Here is an 18,612-nt window from a genome sequence, read left to right as displayed (position 1 = left end):
GGTTTGCACCGGGTTTTTCAAGACGGCACGCGCCAAAGAGCCGGGCACATCGTCTGCGCCGTCTCAAACAAGGGCAGCGAAAGCTGCCCTTTTGATTCAGTAGGTGGATTTCGCCTTGAGGTGCAGGGTGACCCAGCCCTCGCGCCGCAGCGTTTTCTGGTGGAAAAGACCCTGTACGCGATAGGCCGCCAGCACCTTGTCACGCTGGGTTTCCAGAATGCCCGATAGAATGAGCGATCCGCCCCAGGCCAGATGCCTGCGCATCTCAGGCGCGAGCTGCATCAGCGGGCGGGCGAGGATATTGGCGACGATCAGGTCGAACGGCGCGGCAAAGCGCATGGCCGGGTGATGGAAGCCCGTGGCCGTCTCCGTCTGGACGCGCGCAGCGACGCCGTTCTTCACCACGTTGTCCTGCGCCACCGCGACGGCCACCGGATCGATATCCGTCGCCAGAACCGGAATGGGGGCAAGCTTGGCAATGCCGATGGCCAGCACGGCGCTGCCGGTGCCCAGATCCAGCGCATTGCGCGGATGTTCGCGGCGGATCACCTCGCGGATCATGTCGAGGCAGCCGGAGGTCGTGCCGTGGTGGCCGGTGCCGAAGGCAAGACCGGCGTCGATCTCGATGCCGAGATCGTTGATGCGGCGCTTGTCGCGGTCGTGCGAGCCGTGCACGAAGAACCGTCCGGCACGCACCGGCGAGAGGCCTTCGAGCGAATGGGCGACCCAATCGATATCGGGTACCTGTTCGCGCTGCACGTCGAGGTTGACGGCATGGCTGCCCAGGATATCGCGGATGCGCGGCTCGATCTCGTCGGGCTCGAACGTATAGACCGAGACGTCGAAGATTTCCGCATCCTCGTCCACTTCGAACGTGGAGATCGGCAGGCCATCCTCTTCGAAGGCGAGCTGCAGCAGATCGAACACGCGGTCGGCTTCGATCTTGCCAGCGGTGAGGAACAGGCGGGTCTGGGTCATCGGGTCGGATACTTTCGAAATGGCAGGTGGCTCTGCTTGGTCCTGAGTGCGTGGTTCGACAAGCTCACCATGAGGGAAGCCGAGGGTTGCAGGGAGTTCTATTCTGCAATGTTTCAGTTTGGCCTTGCAGCCAACACCCTCCCTCATGGTGAGCTTGTCGAACCACGCACCATTAGATAGTGCATCAGCTCTTGGCCAGACGTTTCAGCTTGGCGACAGCCGTATCAGGATTTTCGCCATAGGCAATGGTGCCGAAGAAACCGCCCTTGCTATCCAGAAGAAAGACCGAGGCGGTGTGGTCCATGGTGTAGTCGCTGCCTTGGGTGGGAACCTTGCGCGCATAGACGCTGTAGCCCTTGAGCATCGCCGCCATCTTGTCCGGATCGCCTGTTATGCCGGTGATGCGGTCCGAGACATTGCCGACATAGGTTTTCATGACGTCTGCGGTATCGCGTTCGGGATCGACGGTGACGAAATAGGCGTTGATATTCTGGCCTTCAGGCCCGAGCTGCTTCAGCCAGGCATCGAGTTCGAACAGGGTGGTCGGGCAGATTTCCGGGCAATGGGTGAAGCCGAAGAACACCGCCGACGGCTTTTGCCGGAACGCCGCCTCGGTGACCGGCTCGCCGTTCATGGTCACAAGCTGAAACGGTACGCCGAAGGGGCCGGCATTGGCGGAGCCCGGCTGATGGCGGTAGGACTGGAACGTGATCCATCCGGCCGCGGCGGCCAGCAGCATGATCGCCACGACAAGAAACGGCATCAGACGTCTGTTCATAAGTACATTTCCTCTGGGGGCTGTGTTGGTGCTTCTATATGCACCAGGAAAGACCAGCCTGGATCAGCGACAGGAAGATCGTATCGCCATGGTTGAACCATGCGGCAAACGTTGCGCCCGTCGCCATGGCTGCAAAGAGTGCCAGTGTCGTGTAGAGCGTCAATCGCGATGGGCTGATGGAATAGGATGATTTCATGCGGGGATTATAGGATTTCACCGGCTTTTATGCAAAAGAATTGCCGCAACCTTATTTGAGAAAGCACGATGGCTGATCCCGACGACCTCCGCTTCCAGAATCCCGAACCGCGCATCCACCCGACGGCACAGCTCAAGGGCGTCAAGTTCGGCCGTTTCGCCGAGGTCAGCGAGCGGGTGATCCTGCGCGATGTGACGATGGGGGATTTTTCCTACATCGAACGCCACAGCGAAGGCATCTATGCGGATATCGGCCGCTTCTGCTCCATCGCGTCCAATGTGCGCATCAACGCGCTGGAACATCCGATGGAACGGCTGACCACCCACAAGCTGAGCTATCGGCCCAACGAGTTTTTCCGGTATCAGGGGGTCGATTTCGGTTTCCGTGCCCGGCGGCAGGCCAAGCGCGTCAGCATCGGCCATGATGTGTGGATCGGCCATGGCGCCGTCATCATGCCCGGCATCAGCATCGGCCACGGCGCGGTGATCGGCGCCAATGCGGTGGTGACCAAAAACGTGGCGCCCTACACCATCGTCGCGGGCAATCCGGCGCGCCCGATCCGTCCGCGTTTTCCCGCCGCCATTGCCGAGCGCCTGATGGCGCTGGCCTGGTGGGACTGGCCCGCGACGACGATTTTCGAGGCCATCCCCGATATCCAGTCGCTGGGCATCGAGGATTTTCTGGCGAAGTGGGAACGATAGGAGCGGCGGGCCGTTCTGCTTGCAATTCCGCAACGCCGTATCCAACTGTGTCTGGCGACCCAACCATTTCAGGAGATTCTCGATGAAGCATATGCTCGCTGCTCTGGCCCTTCTGGGCGCTGCCATCCTGCCGGCTCAGGCGGAGGAGGTCGGCAAGGTCGGCGTCGACTGGCTGGGCAATGACATCGTCATCGATGCGGTTGCCGACCCGAAGATTCAGGGCGTGACCTGCCATCTCGCCTCGTTCTCGCGCGGGGTAATCGACCGGCTGCAGAAGGGCAACTGGTTCGAGGATCCGTCCAATGCGTCGATCTCCTGCCAGCAGACCGGCCCGATCGTCATCGGCGACATCAAGCTGGGTGAGGGCGGTGAGCGGGTGTTTTCCGAACGCACGAGCCTGATCTGGAAGAAGCTGAACATCACCCGCATCTACGACAAGCAGAACAATGCGCTGATCTATCTCGCCCATGCCAGCCAGGTGCAGGACGGGTCCGCCAAAACCTCCATCGCCACGATTCCGCTGTTTGCCGGAAATGTCACCTGGACCAAGGGCAAGCCGGAATAGGTTTGCAACCCAGCCCGCTCAGATCTGCTTCACAAAACTGTCGAGCACGCGTTTCTGTCCGGCTTTGTCGAAATCGATGGTCAGCTTGTTGCCTTCGATCGACGAGACGTTGCCGTTGCCGAACTTGATGTGGAACACCCGGTCGCCGACGTCGAAATTCGACGGGGTTTCGCTGACGGATTTGGCCACCAGCTCGCCATCGATCATGCGGCCCTTGACCGAGCCGCGTCCGGCGCCGTGGCCGGAATCCGTCTCGCCATAGCCGATGCGCTCGACCTTTGCGCCGGAGCGCGAGCCCCAATTGTTGCGCGTGGCGTCGGAACGGTTCTGCTGGGCGCGTTGCCAGCCGGGGGTCGAATAGGTGTTCTCAAACGGATCGGCGCGGTCGAAGCGTGACTGGCCATAGCCGCCCCCGGAGCCGTATCCGCCATAGGAATTGCCCGTCGCAACAACTTCCACATGCGCTTCCGGCAGTTCCTCGAGGAAACGGGAGGGAATGGTCGATTGCCAGAGCCCGTGGATGCGCCGGTTGGAGACGAACCAGATGTGCAGGTTCTTCTTGGCGCGGGTCAGGCCGACATAGGCAAGCCGCCGCTCTTCCTCAAGGCCGGAGCGGCCGCCCTCATCCAGCGCACGCTGGTGCGGGAACAGGCCTTCCTCCCAGCCGGGCAGGAAGACGGTCTCGAATTCCAGCCCCTTGGCCGAATGCAGCGTCATGATGTTGACCGCATCGAGATTTTCATTCTGCTCGGCATCCATGACCAAAGCCACGTGTTCGAGGAACGACCGCAGGGATTCGTACTCCTCCATGGAGCGGATGAGTTCCTTCAGGTTTTCCAGCCGGCCCGGCGCTTCCGCCGAGCGGTCGGCCTGCCACATGGCGGTATAGCCGGATTCGTCGAGGATCATTTCGGCGAGCTGGGTGTGCGGCGTTGAATCAATCAGAGATTGCCAGCGGTGGAAGTTTTCAACCACTTCGCGCAGGGCGGAACGGGGTTTGGGCTTCAGCTCTTCCGTCTGCACCAGATCGGCGGCGGCATCGAGCATGCCGATATCGCGGGCGCGGGCATAGTCATGCACCTGCCGCACGGCGGCTTCACCGAGGCCGCGCTTGGGCGTGTTGATGATGCGCTCCAGCGCAAGGTCATCGGACCCTTGAGCCACGACGCGGAAATAGGCGAGGGCATCGCGGATTTCGAGGCGCTCGTAGAACCGCGGGCCGCCGACAACCCGGTAATTCAGGCCGAGGGTGACGAAACGGTCTTCGAACTCGCGCATCTGGAAGGAGGCGCGCACGAGGATCGACATATCATTGAGGTTGTGGCCCCTGCGCTGTGCCTGTTCGATTTCCTCGCCGACCGCGCGGGCTTCCTCTTCGGAATCCCAGGCGGCGTGGACATTGACCTTGGCATCTTCGGCATTCGGCGCATCGGTGAACAGGGTTTTGCCGAGGCGGCCCTCATTGTGGGAAATGAGGAACGACGCCGCGCCGAGAATATGCGCCGTCGAGCGGTAATTGCGCTCCAGGCGGATCACCACCGCGCCGGGAAAATCCTTCTCGAAGCGCAGGATATTGTCGACTTCCGCACCGCGCCAGCCATAGATCGACTGGTCGTCGTCACCAACGCAGCAGACATTCTTCGAGCCCTGCGCGATCAGGCGCAACCACATGTACTGGGCTGTGTTGGTGTCCTGATACTCGTCGACGAGGATGTAGCGGAATTTAGCGTGATATTCCTTCAGCACATCCGGATAGGCGCGGAACATGCGGATGGGATGGCAGAGCAGGTCGCCGAAATCGCAGGCATTGAGCGTCTTCAGGCGGTTCTGATAGGCGGTATAGAGTTCGCGGCCCTTGCCATTGGCAAAGGCGCGGGCATCGCCCTCGGGGATTTCCGTAGGGCCGAGGCCCTTGTTCTTCCAGCCGTCGATCATCAGCGCGAACTGCTTGGCAGGCCAGCGTTTGTCGTCGAGCCCTTCGGCCTGAATGATCTGCTTGATCAGGCGGATGACATCATCCGTGTCGAGAATGGTGAAATCCGAGCGCAGGCCGACCAGTTCCGCATGGCGGCGCAGCAGCTTGACGCCGATGGAGTGGAACGTGCCGAGCCAGGGCATGCCTTCCACGGCACCGCCGACGAGAACGCCGATGCGCTCCTTCATCTCGCGCGCCGCCTTGTTGGTGAAGGTCACCGCAAGAATCTGGCTGGGATAGGCCTTGCCGAGGGAGAGGATGTGGGCGATGCGCGAGGTCAGCACCCGTGTCTTGCCGGTTCCGGCACCGGCGAGAACCAGTACCGGCCCTTCGGTGGTTTCAACCGCAAGTCGCTGTTCCGGGTTGAGACCATTGAGATAGGGCGGCGCGCCGCGCGCCTGCATGGCGCGTGCAGCTATGCCCTGCGGCTGGCGAGGCGCATCAGGTTCATCGAAGAACGGTATATCGTCAGGCAATCCGGACATTTCACTCCAATGTAGTGATTCGGCATCGAAAAACCAGACCGATCCGATACAAAGCAAGAACATACAGCATTTAGCGCAGAGTTTCCCCTGAAACTTGCGATTGAAATTTGCAATCGTTGATATTGCGCCGTTCTGAATTAGGGCATACGCCTAGGTCAGAGAGGAATCTGGCAGCCGATGGCCCGTTCGCAGCCTCATGTCAGGACCATTCGATCTTGATTGAGCTTGGAAAGGATCCCTGCCATGGCAATCACTCTGACGGCTCTCCTTTTTCTGATCATCGCGGCTGCCCTGGGTGCGGGCGGCGTCTGGCTCGCCGTTCTCGGCGGCAGCTGGTACTACGTCATCGCCGCGCTCGCCTTTCTCGTCACATCCATTCTCCTCTTCCGGCGGCGCTCGGCCGCATTGCCGGTCTATGCGCTGCTGGTGATCGGCACGCTGGGCTGGGCCATCTGGGAAATCCGCTTCGATTGGTGGCAGCTGGCGCCGCGCGGCGGCGTGATCATCCTGCTCGGGCTCTGGCTCCTGACACCGTGGGTGCGCGGCCGGTTGACCCGTGCCGATGCCGGCTCTGCCTCTCTGGGGGCAGCGCCGCTCTGGCTGGCTGTTTTGGTGGCGCTCGGCGTTGCCGGCTATTCCATGAGCCGGGACCCGCTCGATCTTCCCGGCCAACTGAGCCGGGAGGTGGTGACCGCCACGCCCGATATCGGCGGTGTGCCCAATGACGACTGGCACTTCTATGGCCGCAGCCTCTACGGCCAGCGCTATTCGCCGCTGAAGCTGATCACGCCCGACAATGTCGCCAAGCTGCAGGTGGCCTGGACCTACCAGACCGGCGATGTGCGCCGCTCCACCGATATTCCGGAAACGACCTATCAGGTGACACCGCTCAAGGTGCGCGACACGCTCTATATCTGCACGCCGCACAACTTCGTCATTGCGCTTGATGCCGCCAGCGGCAAGGAAAAATGGCGCTTCGATCCGCAGGTGAAGGACAATGACGACCGGCAGCACCAGACCTGCCGCGGCGTGTCCTACTATGCCGATACCACCGTCGCGGCCGGACAACCCTGCGCCGAGCGGGTCTATATGCCGACCGCCGATGCAAGGTTGATCGCGCTCGATGCGGCCAATGGCCAGGTCTGCCCGGCTTTTGGCGACAAGGGCACCATCCATCTGGAAACCGGCATGCCCTATAATCCTGCCGGCTATTACTATTCGACCTCGCCGCCGGTCATTGCTGCGGGCAAGATCATTGTCGGCGGCGCGGTCAATGACAACTATTCGATCCACGAACAGTCCGGCGTCATCCGCGCCTTCGATATCAACACCGGCGCGCTGGTGTGGAACTGGGATTCCGGCAATCCCGATGTGACGACGCCGCTGCCGGAGGGACAGAAATACACCGCCAATTCCCCCAACAGCTGGTCGATTTCCAGCGTCGATGAAAAACTCGGGCTGCTCTACGTGCCGCTCGGCAACCAGACGCCGGACCAGCTTGGCGCCGGGCGGTCCGCCAATGTGGAGAAATTCTCGTCCTCCATCGTGGCGCTCGATCTCAATACCGGGCAGATGCGCTGGGTGCGCCAGACCGTGCATCACGATCTCTGGGACATGGACGTGCCCTCGCAGCCAAGCCTTGTCGACATCAACACCGCAAGCGGAGCGGTTCCGGCACTGGTCGGCCCGACAAAGCAGGGCGATATCTACGTGCTCGACCGGCGTTCGGGCGAGCCGATCATTCCGGTCGAGGAGGTGCCTGCCCCCGGCGGTGCCATCGAGGGCGACCACACCTCGCCGACACAGCCGGTTTCCGGCCTGACATTCATACCGCGACCGCTGCAGGGCAAGGACATGTGGGGCGTGACGCTGTTCGACCAGCTCGCCTGCCGCATCCAATTCCTCAAGCTGCGCTATGAGGGGCGCTATACGCCGCCGTCGCTGCAGGGCTCGCTGATCTACCCCGGCAATTTCGGTGTGTTCAACTGGGGCGGCGTGGCGGTCGATCCGGAGCGGCAGGTGATGTTCGGCATGCCGACCTATCTGGCCTTCACTTCACGGCTCGTGCCGCGCGCCGATGTGCCGGCACCGAGCGCGGGCACCAAGGGCAGCGAACAGGGGCTCAACCGCAATGAAGGCGCACCCTATGCGGTGGTGATGGGACCGTTCGTCTCGCCGCTCGGCCTGCCATGCCAGACCCCGCCCTGGGGCTATGTGGCGGGGGCGGACCTGCGCACAGGCAAGATCGCCTGGAAGCACCGCAACGGCACGGTGTACGATTCCTCGCCGCTGCCCCTGCCGCTCAAGGTCGGGGTGCCGGGGCTGGGCGGCCCGATCATCACGGCGGGCGGCGTCGCATTCCTTGGCGCAACGGTTGACAATTATCTGCGTGCCTATGACGTGACCACCGGCAAGCAGCTGTGGGAAGGGCGTCTTCCCGCGGGCGGACAGTCCACACCCATGTCCTATGCACTGCCCGACGGGCGGCAGTTCGTCGTCATCGTCGCCGGCGGCCACGGCTCGATCAACACCAAGGCCGGTGACTACGTCATCGCCTATACCCTGCCGAAATAGGCGGGGCGCACCATCGCACCCTCCCGGGTCGGCAGCCGGGAGGGCCTTTGTTGACTGTTTTAATCCAGTTGACGCGGCGCAAAACTGCTCATATCAATTCACCAGGCAGATACGGCCAGCCGCTCGCGGGGGTTCAACCCATGGTGAATGTATCGAACGATGCTGCGTTTCATCCTTTGCATGGTGAACGGGTCGGCAATGCGGGCACTGACTTTCCGCGTTCACCCCTATGAAGGATAGACGATGCGTACATTTCATGACGCCAAGGCGATGGCCAAATCGCTGCGACAGGCGCTTGCCGCCAAAAATATCGAGATTTCCCACAGTGACGGTCTGGAACTTGTTGCGGCCGGGTTCGGTCTCGACAACTGGAACGTGCTGGCGGCAAAGATCGCGGAGGACGGGCCCGCGCCGAAGGGAGCCATCTCCTTCGGACCGGCCAACCCGATTCTGCGGATTTTCGACGTTGATAAGGCTAAGGAATTCTACCTGGACTATCTCGGCTTCACCCTCGAATGGGAGCACCGGTTCGAGGACAACACGCCGCTTTACTGTCAGGTGACGCGCTCCGGCCTGACGCTGCATCTGAGCGAACATTCCGGCGATGCCAGCCCCGGCGCCCGGGTTTTCGTGCGCATGACGGGCATCGAAGCGTTTCACAAGGAGCTTCATTCCAGGAACTACCGCTTCATGAACCCGGGGCTCGAAGAAGCGCCCTGGGGCCGCGAGGTGCATGTGACCGATCCGTTCAGCAACCGGATCAGCTTTTGCGAGGACAAGTAGGTTTTGCGTGCGGGCAGTGCCGGGGCAATCCGGCGCTGCCTGCCTTGACGAGGCGGTCGGCGTCTGGGAAATTGGCGCCACAGTGATGACTGGACTCGGCGTTGCGCTCTCCACCGGTGTCCTTTCGCATCGCCTGCAAGGGTGATGGGAAACGGCGGGGGTTTGATGGCCCGGCAGTCCTTTTCGATGGAAAGAGCCACAATGGACAAGCCGAAGAAAACTCCGACGATCAGTCAGGCCATGGTCGATGCCTATGACGAATACACGCATCTGACCCTCGACCGCCGGTCCTTCATGGACAAGCTCGCCAAACTGGCGGGCTCCGGCGCCGCAGCCGCGGTCATTGCACCGATGCTGGCTGCAAATTCCGCACAGGCCGCAGTCGTCGCATCCGACGATCCGCGGCTGCTCACCAAGGACGTCATTCATTCCGGCCCGGCGGGAGACATGAAAGGCTACAGCGTACGCCCGACCGACACGACGGCGAAACTGCCGGTGGTCGTGGTCATTCATGAGAATCGCGGTCTCAACAGGCATATCCGCGATATCGCCCGGCGCATGGCGCTGGAAGGCTTTACGGTTTTCGCCCCGGACTTCCTGTCGTCGGCCGGTGGCACGCCTTCGGACGAAGACAAGGCGCGCGACCTGATTGCCAATCTCGACCCCGAAAAGACCATTGCCGAAGGCGTCGAGACGATCGCCTATCTCAAATCGGTCAAGTATGCCAACGGCAAGGTCGGCGTCATGGGCTTTTGCTGGGGCGGCGGACTGGTCAATGATCTGGCCGTCAATTCGCCGGACCTCGACGCCGGGGTGGCCTATTACGGCCGCCAGCCAAAGGCCGAGGACGTTGCAAAAATCAAGGCGCCGCTGCTGCTCCACTACGCGGGGCTCGACACGCGGATCAATGCGGGCATCGACGGTTACAGGAAAGCGCTTGAGGACAATGGCAAGACGTTTGACATCGAGGTCTATGAGGGCGTCAACCACGCCTTCAACAACGATACGTCCACCGCCCGCTACAGCAAGGAAGCCGCTGATCTCGCCTGGGGCCGCACGGTGGCGTTCTTCAAGAAATATCTGAGCTGACAAATCTCACGGTGCGTGGTTCGACAGGCTCACCATGAGGGATGTGGAGGATTGCAGGAAGCACTATTCTGCGACGTCTAAGATTGGCTTTGCAGTCAAACCACCTCCCTCATGGTGAGCCTGTCGAACCACGCACTATAAGTCATGCACCGCGCATTTCCCGTCCCCATGAAACCAATGGCTTGCCAGACCGTTCCGGGCACTGCTAGTCACAACAATGCAACGCGACGGGAAATGCCTTCATGCGCTCCATAACTGCCTTTCTGGTCTTCATGATGATGTCGCTTGCGCATGTGCAGGCGGGCTTTGCGCAGGAGGCTGTTTTCCCGGAAGGCTCCAGCGTCGGCCTGGTCATTCCCCGGAACATGCAACCGTCGTCGACGTTCAGCGGCTTTGAAGACCCGGCGATGGGCGCGACCATTGTGCTGACCGAGCTGCCGGTGGATGCCTATGCGCAAATCTCCGCCAAGTTCAATGCGGAAGGTCTGGCGCCCACGGGCATCGTTGTCAGCGGTGCCGCGCAGGACTGGCAGGTCAAGGGCGCGTCGGCGGCCAAATATATTCACGGCAGCCAGATTGCCTCCGGCATCAAGTACCGCAAATGGATTGTCCTGTCGCAGGCACCGACAACCACGACGATGGTCACCATGCAAATTCCCGACGGGGTTGCCGGTGCGCCATCGGATGCGGATGTCGAGGATACATTGCGTTCGATCGCGGTGCGCACGCCGCCAACCCTTGACGAACAGATCGCCGCCCTGCCGTTCAAGGTGGGCGATCTCGCCGGATTTCGTCCGATCCGTGCCATTGCCGGGGCAACCTATCTCCTGACCGACGGACCGCAGGATGTACCCGCCAGCGCGGCGCAGCCGGTGATCATCATCGCGTCCAATCTCGGCAATGCGCCCGAGGCTGCCGCCCGCATGGACTTTGCCAGGAAGGCCTTTGCGTCGCTGACCGGGATCAAGGATGTCCGCTCGGACAATGAAAGCAGCGCGCCGGCCGATGGCGGCGAATGGGTGGATATTGACGGCAGCGCCAAGGACGCAACCAGCGGAGATGCGCTTTACGTTGCCCAGGTCGCCCGGTTTGCCGGCGACCGCTACGTTCGCGCCATCCTGATCGTGCGGGGCAGCGAAAAGGATAAATTTGCCGACCGTTTCCGCAGACTCGCCAAGTCGCTGACGATCAATTAAAATCGGGCATGGATAAAACCTATCGACTCAGCAAAGACGAGATACGGCCATTGGTCCGCAATTACGGCGGCTGTATCGCAACCGATACGATCACAATTGACGGCTATCCCGTGCGCTTCATGTACCGCGAGGATCCCGACAACGCACTGGACAGCGGCTGGCGTTTTCTCTCGGGCTTCGAAAGCGACGACTACATGGAAGACCCGGAGAACAGCGGGATTTTCGACGTCAACACCATCGCCAACTACGATCCCAGCATCATCCCTTTGCTCGACTCGCCGGTCGGCAGCGTGTTTGAACGGACCGGCGAACAGGAGCGCTTTGTCCGGGTCACCGACTGGGAACCCAGCGACGACGATGAGGAGTGAAGGGGTGCGTGGTTCGACAAGCTCACCATGAGGGAGGTTGTGGGCTTCCGGTTATTGCGTTCTGCAAGCTCTTCGATTGATGCTGCAACCAAACCACATCCCTCATGGTGAGCTTGTCGAACCACGCACCACCACCAGCATCATCCCACTGTGCTGATTGAGATTATCTCACGGACTTTCTTCCCCAACCCTTGCGGTTCTGTCACACAGAGTTACAACTGGACAAGTCGCGTGCAGTGACTGAAAATGCACGCGAATTGGACGAATCCTCGATTGGAATTCTGGAGACCGGAATGGCATTGGCTGATGCAGGAGCAATGGTGCGCAATGAAAATGGTATTGCGACCGTTGTTTCGATTCTTAGGAAAAGGTTTGGTGACAACGCGCAGACGGGCAAATCCATCCGCGAGCAGCATGGCCACACCACCAGTTATGTCCCGAACCAGGCCCCCGATCTCGTGGTTTTCGCCGAAACGACCGAAGACGTTCAGGAAGTCGTGCGCCTCTGCGGCGAGTGGCAGGTGCCGGTCATTCCGTTCGGCACCGGCACATCGCTGGAAGGCCATGTGAATGCGCCGGCGGGCGGTGTGTCCATCGACCTGTCGCGGATGAACCGCATTCTCAAGGTCTATACCGAAGACCTCAATGTCGTGGTCGAGCCGGGCATCACCCGCAAGGAACTCAACGAATATCTGCGCGATACCGGCCTGTTCTTCCCGATCGATCCCGGCGCCAATGCCAGCCTTGGCGGCATGGCCGCCACGCGTGCCTCGGGCACCAATGCCGTGCGCTACGGCACCATGCGCGAAAACGTGCTGGCGCTGAAGGCCGTCATGCCGGATGGCCGCCTGATCAGCACGGCAAAGCGGGTGAAAAAAACGTCTGCCGGTTATGACCTGACCCGGCTGCTCGTCGGCTCCGAAGGCACGCTCGGCATCATCACCGAACTGACGCTGAAGCTCTACGGCATTCCGCAGGCGATCTCCGGCGGCATCTGCGCGTTTCCGGATCTTGAAAGCGCCTGCAACGCGGTGATCGAGACCATCCAGATGGGCATTCCCGTGGCGCGTATCGAGCTGGTCAACAGCCTGCAGATGCAGGCGATGATCAATTATTCCAAGCTTGATTATCCGGTTGCCCCCTATCTCTTTGTCGAATTCCACGGCAGCGATGCGGGTGTGGCCGAACAGGCGGAACTCTTCGGCGAGATTGCCGCGGCCAATGGCGGCGGCCCGTTCAAATGGACAGCCAATCTGGAAGAGCGCGAAAAGCTGTGGTCGGCGCGGCACAATTCCTACTTCGCCTGCATGACGCTGGCGCCCGGGAAGCAGTCGCTGTCGACGGATGTGTGCGTGCCGATTTCGCGCCTGGCCGAATGTATCGTCGCAACGGAGAAGGATATTGCGGCGAGCGGGCTGATCGCGCCGATTGTCGGTCATGCGGGCGACGGCAATTTCCATGTGCTGATCCTGTTCGACGACAAGAATCCGGAGGAAATCCAGAACGTGGAAGCCTTTGTCGAACGCCTCAATCTCAGGGCGATTGCCATGGACGGAACCTGCACGGGCGAGCACGGCATCGGGCAGGGCAAGATAAAATTCCTCCGGCTCGAACTTGGCGGTGCGGTCGACGTGATGGAAACGATCAAGCGGGCTATCGATCCGGGCAATATCATGAATCCCGGCAAGATCTTACGTCTGTAACTTTGCACGTTGATTCCGCATCTTCGCCCAATTTGTGAACGGTGCGGTGTATACGGTGCCCAACGCGTAAGAATGGAGTTGAAACACTGGCGCGCCTTTTTGTTCTGATCGGCGGACTACTGGTACTGGTGCTCACCGCGGCACTGGTGGTGCCGTATTTTGTCGACTGGGCCGGCTACCGCTCCTCGTTTGAACGGGAGGCATCGGCGCTTCTCGGGCGGCCCGTCACGGTTGCCGGAACGGCCAGCGCCCGGCTCCTGCCGTTCCCATCGGTGACCTTCTCCGACGTCAGGGTGGGCGACCCCGGATCGGCGCCGGTCATGACCATCGACAAGTTTTCGATGGACGCGGAACTTGCGCCGTTCCTGCGCGGCGAGATTCTCATTTTCGACATGCGGCTGGAGAAGCCGACCGCGTCGGTCAATATCGACCGCAACGGCGTGGTCGACTGGGCCATCCGGCCGCAGACATCGTTCGGCTCGACGCAGGTCAAGCTGGAAAACGTGCGGATCACCAACGGCTCCGTGCTGGTGCGCGACGCCTCGACCGCGACGGTCCGTACCGTGAACGATCTCAATGCGACGGTGTCCGCGACCAAGCTGAGCGGTCCGTGGAAATTCGATGGCACATTGCTTTTCAACGGGGAGCGGACCAGCGTTTCCGCTTCCACCGGCCAGTTGAAGCCGGACGGCTCGCTCAACGTGCATGCACGCATTATCCCTGACGGCATTCCGGCGGTGCTCGAGACCGACGGCGGGGTGACGCTTGACAAGGGCGCGCTGAAATATGCCGGCAGCATCAACATCCGGTCGGCTGACGAGACAGCGCCCAAGGCGGCGGCGGGCAAGGGGACGCCGGCCGAGGACAAGCCGCTTCTTTCCAGCGTGCGCGTGACCGGGCGCTTCGAGGCCGATCATGCCAGCGTGACCATTCCGGAGTTCCGGATGGAGCAGGGGACGGTTGACGATCCCTATATCGTCAATGGCAACGCGCTTTTCGACTATGGCAGGAACCCGCGGTTTGAAGTCAAGGCGGATGGCCAGCAGGTCACGTTCGACAACCAGAACGAGGACAGCAAGGGCAGCAAGCCAACGCCGCACACGGCCGCGCAGCGGCTGGGCGTGTTCCGCCGCCTGATGGACCAGCTGCCCATTCCGACGGTTCCCGGCAGCATCGATCTGAAACTTCCGGCCATCGTGGCGGGCGACACCACCATCCGCTCGGTGCGGATCGACGCGGAACCCTCGGGCGGCGCCTGGAAGATCAACCAGCTGCGGGCGGAACTGCCGGGACGAACCCAGTTCGAGGCCAGCGGCACGCTGCAGATCGGCAAGGATTTCGGCTTTGACGGCAAACTGCTTGTCGCATCGCGCCAGCCCTCGGGTCTGGCGGCATGGCTGACCGACACGGTGGATGAATCGATCCGGCGGCTGGCGGGCGCGGGTTTTTCCGGTGATGTGAAACTGCACGACGACCTGCAGCGCATCGACAATCTGGAAGTGGCGCTTGGCGGCGCCTCGCTCAAGGGATCGCTGATCCGCAGCGCCAAGGGCGAATCCGTGCCGCTGACCCAGCTGACGCTGGACGGTGGCGCGCTGGATGGCGATGCGCTGGAAGCCTTTGCCGCCATCTTCGGCCGCAACACGCCATCGGAGACGGGCAAGGGCGCACCGCAACTGGCGGGTGAAGATCTCGATGTGCGGGTGAAAGCCGGGCCGGTCAGTCATGGCGGGCTGGTGGCGGAATCGCTCGACACCGGCTTTCGCCTGCGCGACGGCGTCTTCGATATCGACCGCCTGACCGTCGGCAATGTGTCCGGGGCAACCATTACCGCAACCGGCAAGATCGCGCCGTTCAAGGCCGAGCCTTCCGGTTCGCTGGATGCAACGGTTCTCTCGGATGACATGGCACCGTTCGTTGCGGCGCTGGCGGCGCAGTTTCCAGACTTCCCGTTCCTTGCGGCGCTCAACGAGCATGCGGCCCGGTTTCCCGGACTGTTTGACGGAACGGAGCTGAGCATCATCGCCAATGCGCTGCATGGCAAGGATGCCGCCGATGAGTTGTCGCTGAGCGCGGCGGGGAAAACCGGCGGCATGGATATCACGCTTTCCGGCACGACCAGCCAGGGCACCGACAAGTTCCGCGTGCTGGAACTGACGATGAATGCGCGCACGGATCATGGCGAGAACCTGATGGCCCTGATGGGACTTCCCGCGCTGCCGCTCGGCCTTGCCGGTGAGCTGGAGGCGGACCTTGCCTTGAAAGGCAATGGCAAGGACGGCATCCAGACGCAGCTTGCGCTGAAAGCGCCGGATGGCCAGGCGCTCCTCGACGGCAGTTTGCGCAGCAGCAATGGCCTGTTGAACGGCGAAGGGCGGGCGTCGATCAAGGCCAGCGATCTGGAGCCCTATCTTGCGACAGCCGGCTATTCGCTGCCGGGATTTGGCAATGGCATGCCGGTCGACATGGCCAGCAGCTTCCAGCTTGCCAAGGGCCGGCTGGTGCTGCCGGATTTGAACGGCAAGGTGCATGATACCAAGATTGCCGGCCGTCTCGATCTCGGCGTGAACAACGGAACACCCGATATACAGGGCAATCTGGCGCTGGGCAGGATCGACCTTCCCGCCGTGGTGCAGTTCATGCTCGGCACCGGCGCCGTCGACGCGGGCGGGCAAACGCACTGGCCGAAAGAAACCTTTGCCAAGGCGCCGCTGTTCCCGACCGATTTCAATCTCAAGATCAAGGCTGACGAGGCGGACGCCGGTGTTCTCGGACGGGTGGGCAAACTGCAGTCCACCGCATCGCTGAAGGACGGCTATCTGCGGCTCGATGAAACGCAGGGCGAGATTCTCGGCGGCACCGTCAAGGGCACGTTCGAGCTGCGCAACACGAGCGGTACCGGTCTGGCGGCCGGTCAGTTCACGCTGGAGCAGGCCTCCCTCGATGATCTCTACACGCCTGACGACCATGAGCCGCTGATGGGCACAGCCAAGATCGTCGCCTCGGTCAATGCAACCGGCACAACCATCGCCGACATGATGGCGTCGGTTGCCGGTTCGGGCGTTGTTTCCGTGGATGATCTGGCCATCGATACCATCAATCCCGGTGCGCTCAAGCCTATCCTGGACGATGCCGACGGGCTGTCGGGCCCGATCACCGCCGCCAGCGTGAATGGCGTGATCGGCAAATATCTGCATGCCGGGCCGTTCAATGCGGGTGCGGCGGAGTTTGCCTTTACCATTGCCGGCGGCACGGCGCGGACATCGACATTCCAGCTGAAAAGCCCCGGTGCGTGGCTGAATGCCGATCTGCGGCTGAATTTCCCCGACATGACCATGGCCTCGCAGGGGCGCTATGCGTTCGATCCGGGCAAGCTGGTGGTTGCCGGTGCAGAGCCGGTTGTCGAGTTCAAGGGAGAGGGGCCGTGGCGCGCGCCGAAATGGACGCTGAACCGCCAGCCGCTGGAACAGTTCCTGACGCAGCGCACGCTGGAGCGCGAGCAGCAGCGTGTCGAAACCATGCAGGCATCGCTGGTTGAAAAGCAGCGGCTGCGCCGCGAGGCCCTGCTGTTCCAGAGCAAGGCCACGGAACGGCAGAGGCTTGCCGAAGAGGCCAGGCTGAAGGCGGAACAGGAAGCGGCGGCAAAGGCCGAGGCGGAGCGGCAGGCAGCTGAAAGGGCCGCGGCCGAGAAAGCCGCCGCTGAAAGGGCTGCTGCCGAAAAGGTCGCTGCCGAGAAGCAGGCCGCGGAAGATGCGGCCCGGAAGGCCCGCGAGCAGCCGTCGCCTCCCAGTGGCGGGGCGCAGGTGCCGCCCCAGCAGGGCAGCGGCGCCCTCAACAAACAGTCCGTGGATGATTTTCTGAAGACGCTCGGGCCAACGGTTCAGTAGGGCTGGCGGATTGTGGATGAGCTTTCACCCCCCTCTGGGCTGCCGCCCATCTCCCCCACAAGGGGGGAGATCACATCGACATCAACGCTTTTGCTTGTTTTGCAATGTTTTCGAACTGATCGAAACAGCGGTGACGGCAGATCTCCCCCCTTGTGGGGGAGATGGGCGGCAGCCCAGAGGGGGGTGAGTACAATACCGCGAATCAAATCAGAATCTTAGGAAGCGGTTTTCATCCCTTTCATCACCCAGTCGAGCACGTAGATGCGCAGGGCCGAAGACAGGTTGGAGTCGCGGTCGCGGCCCTCGTCGATCTCGGCAATCAGGCGGGCGAGCGTGATCTTGCGGTCGTCCGCGATGGACGTGATGATCGCGTAGAAAGGGTCTTCAAGGGAAAAACTGGTGCGGTGCCCGCGGATTGTCACGGACCGTTTGCGGACAAGGCTCAAGGCTTGTCCTTGCCGGCTGGTGGTATGCGACCCTCAAGCCGGTTGCTGTCGAGAAACAGCTCGGTCTTGCGGCTGGCGTTCTTTTCAAACTGTTTCTCGGTCCCGGTGCGGCCAAACACAATCCGGTTCTCGGCCGCACTCTGCTCCTTCGCGTCCTTCGCCTTGCGCTTTTTGAACTGTCGCAGGTTGACGATGTCGGCCATGGGCGCGCGTTACTTCTTCTTCCGGAATGAATCCAGGGAAACGACCGATGCGGATGCCTTCTCGCCCGTTTCTTCGCGCGGAGCATCGGCTTTCTCGCCGCCTGCCTTGGCCGGCTTCTTGGCCGGTTTGGCTGCGGGTTTCGGCTTAGCGCCGGACGTTGCCGTCTTCGGCTTTTCGGCAGGCTGCACCGGTGCAATGCTGGTAACGCCCTGATCGTTGTCGCCGACGGTTTCTTCCACCTCGACGTCGAACTCCAGTTCGAAGTTGACGGAGGGATCGTAGAAGCCGCGAATGGCGGAGAACGGCACGACCAGACGTTCCGGCACATCGCCGAAGGACAGGCCGACTTCAAACAGCGTATCGGTGACCTGCAGGTCCCAGAACTGGTGCTGCAGGACGATGGTCATCTGCTCGGGATATTTTTCGTGCAGACGCGTCGAAATGCGCACGCCCGCCGCACCGGTCAGGAACGTGACGAAAAAATGATGGTTGCCAGGAAGACCAGCCTTGGCAACTTCACCAAGGACTTTGCGGATAACGCCGCGCAGCGCTTCCTGGGCCAGTATATCGTAACGGATCATATCTTGTGGCATGCACTCTTATCCCATGGATTCGCCCCTCTCTGTCAAGCAGAGATGACAAACAGGTTTGAGCCATTATGGCGCATGGATAAAGGAATTGCGA

At 61.6% G+C, this 18,612-nt stretch carries 16 protein-coding genes; 9 read left to right on the top strand and 7 right to left on the bottom strand.

Translation table 11 applies throughout. The features are described 5' to 3' along the window. Positions 1-96: 96 nt before the first annotated feature. The 3 genes from AC1Q5O_RS09400 to AC1Q5O_RS09390 all read right to left on the bottom strand — a co-directional run bounded on the left by AC1Q5O_RS09400 (position 97) and on the right by AC1Q5O_RS09390 (position 1,952). Positions 97-978 carry a 50S ribosomal protein L11 methyltransferase gene (locus AC1Q5O_RS09400; protein ID WP_492562558.1) on the bottom strand — a complete coding sequence of 294 codons (882 nt, stop codon included), beginning with the start codon at positions 976-978 and terminating at the stop codon, positions 97-99. A gap of 184 nt (positions 979-1,162) precedes the next feature. Beyond that, on the bottom strand, positions 1,163-1,756 hold the full coding sequence (locus AC1Q5O_RS09395) for an SCO family protein (protein ID WP_223612749.1): 594 nt from the start codon (positions 1,754-1,756) through the stop codon (positions 1,163-1,165). Positions 1,757-1,790: 34 nt separating this feature from the next. Then, entirely contained in the window at positions 1,791-1,952 is a 162-nt protein-coding gene (locus AC1Q5O_RS09390; RefSeq protein ID WP_223612750.1) for a hypothetical protein, read from the bottom strand. Positions 1,953-2,020: 68 nt separating this feature from the next. Between AC1Q5O_RS09390 and AC1Q5O_RS09385 the strand changes: the two genes are divergently transcribed. Further along, a complete protein-coding gene (locus AC1Q5O_RS09385) occupies positions 2,021-2,653 on the top strand; it encodes a DapH/DapD/GlmU-related protein (protein WP_492562556.1) in 633 nt (210 codons plus the stop codon). A gap of 82 nt (positions 2,654-2,735) precedes the next feature. After that, on the top strand, positions 2,736-3,218 hold the full coding sequence (locus tag AC1Q5O_RS09380) for a CreA family protein (RefSeq protein ID WP_403176842.1): 483 nt from the start codon (positions 2,736-2,738) through the stop codon (positions 3,216-3,218). 18 nt (positions 3,219-3,236) lie between these two features. Here the strand turns inward: AC1Q5O_RS09380 and AC1Q5O_RS09375 are convergent, their stop codons facing one another. Next, positions 3,237-5,678 (bottom strand): ATP-dependent helicase, encoded by a 2,442-nt coding sequence (locus tag AC1Q5O_RS09375; RefSeq protein WP_464661218.1) that lies wholly within the window; start codon positions 5,676-5,678, stop codon positions 3,237-3,239. Between the two features lie 243 nt (positions 5,679-5,921). Between AC1Q5O_RS09375 and AC1Q5O_RS09370 the strand changes: the two genes are divergently transcribed. From AC1Q5O_RS09370 to AC1Q5O_RS09340, 7 genes are all read left to right on the top strand, one after another. Further along, on the top strand, positions 5,922-8,252 hold the full coding sequence (locus tag AC1Q5O_RS09370; RefSeq protein WP_492562554.1) for a glucose/quinate/shikimate family membrane-bound PQQ-dependent dehydrogenase: 2,331 nt from the start codon (positions 5,922-5,924) through the stop codon (positions 8,250-8,252). Between the two features lie 243 nt (positions 8,253-8,495). Further along, positions 8,496-9,035, top strand: a complete 540-nt coding sequence (locus tag AC1Q5O_RS09365; protein WP_492562552.1) for a glyoxalase superfamily protein — start codon at positions 8,496-8,498, stop codon at positions 9,033-9,035. Between the two features lie 201 nt (positions 9,036-9,236). Then, the gene (locus AC1Q5O_RS09360) at positions 9,237-10,124 is read left to right on the top strand and encodes a dienelactone hydrolase family protein (RefSeq protein WP_464661215.1); all 888 of its coding nucleotides are present in this window, start codon (positions 9,237-9,239) and stop codon (positions 10,122-10,124) included. A gap of 242 nt (positions 10,125-10,366) precedes the next feature. Beyond that, positions 10,367-11,320 (top strand): hypothetical protein, encoded by a 954-nt coding sequence (locus AC1Q5O_RS09355; protein ID WP_492562549.1) that lies wholly within the window; start codon positions 10,367-10,369, stop codon positions 11,318-11,320. An 8-nt stretch (positions 11,321-11,328) separates the two neighbouring features. Then, positions 11,329-11,688 carry a DUF2185 domain-containing protein gene (locus AC1Q5O_RS09350; protein WP_472460766.1) on the top strand — a complete coding sequence of 120 codons (360 nt, stop codon included), beginning with the start codon at positions 11,329-11,331 and terminating at the stop codon, positions 11,686-11,688. Positions 11,689-11,981: 293 nt separating this feature from the next. Continuing rightward, positions 11,982-13,391, top strand: a complete 1,410-nt coding sequence (locus tag AC1Q5O_RS09345; RefSeq protein WP_464661213.1) for an FAD-binding oxidoreductase — start codon at positions 11,982-11,984, stop codon at positions 13,389-13,391. A 41-nt stretch (positions 13,392-13,432) separates the two neighbouring features. Beyond that, the gene (locus tag AC1Q5O_RS09340; protein ID WP_492562546.1) at positions 13,433-17,278 is read left to right on the top strand and encodes an AsmA family protein; all 3,846 of its coding nucleotides are present in this window, start codon (positions 13,433-13,435) and stop codon (positions 17,276-17,278) included. A 215-nt stretch (positions 17,279-17,493) separates the two neighbouring features. Here AC1Q5O_RS09340 and AC1Q5O_RS09335 read toward each other — a convergent pair whose 3' ends face one another. The 3 genes from AC1Q5O_RS09335 to AC1Q5O_RS09325 are packed head-to-tail and all read right to left on the bottom strand — an operon-like array spanning position 17,494 to position 18,521. Beyond that, on the bottom strand, positions 17,494-17,724 hold the full coding sequence (locus tag AC1Q5O_RS09335) for a ribbon-helix-helix domain-containing protein (RefSeq protein ID WP_472460768.1): 231 nt from the start codon (positions 17,722-17,724) through the stop codon (positions 17,494-17,496). After that, complete coding sequence (locus AC1Q5O_RS09330) at positions 17,721-17,927, bottom strand: DUF4169 family protein (RefSeq protein ID WP_464661210.1); 207 nt, start codon at positions 17,925-17,927, stop codon at positions 17,721-17,723. Before AC1Q5O_RS09330 ends, AC1Q5O_RS09335 begins: the two co-directional genes overlap by 4 nt. A gap of 9 nt (positions 17,928-17,936) precedes the next feature. After that, on the bottom strand, positions 17,937-18,521 hold the full coding sequence (locus tag AC1Q5O_RS09325; RefSeq protein ID WP_223612763.1) for an SspB family protein: 585 nt from the start codon (positions 18,519-18,521) through the stop codon (positions 17,937-17,939). Positions 18,522-18,612 lie beyond the last annotated feature (91 nt).

This window comes from Phyllobacterium sp. MT110 (assembly GCF_058792715.1).
The sequence above is the reverse complement of the archived record's forward strand: the minus strand, read 5'-3'. Positions and strand labels throughout refer to the sequence as shown.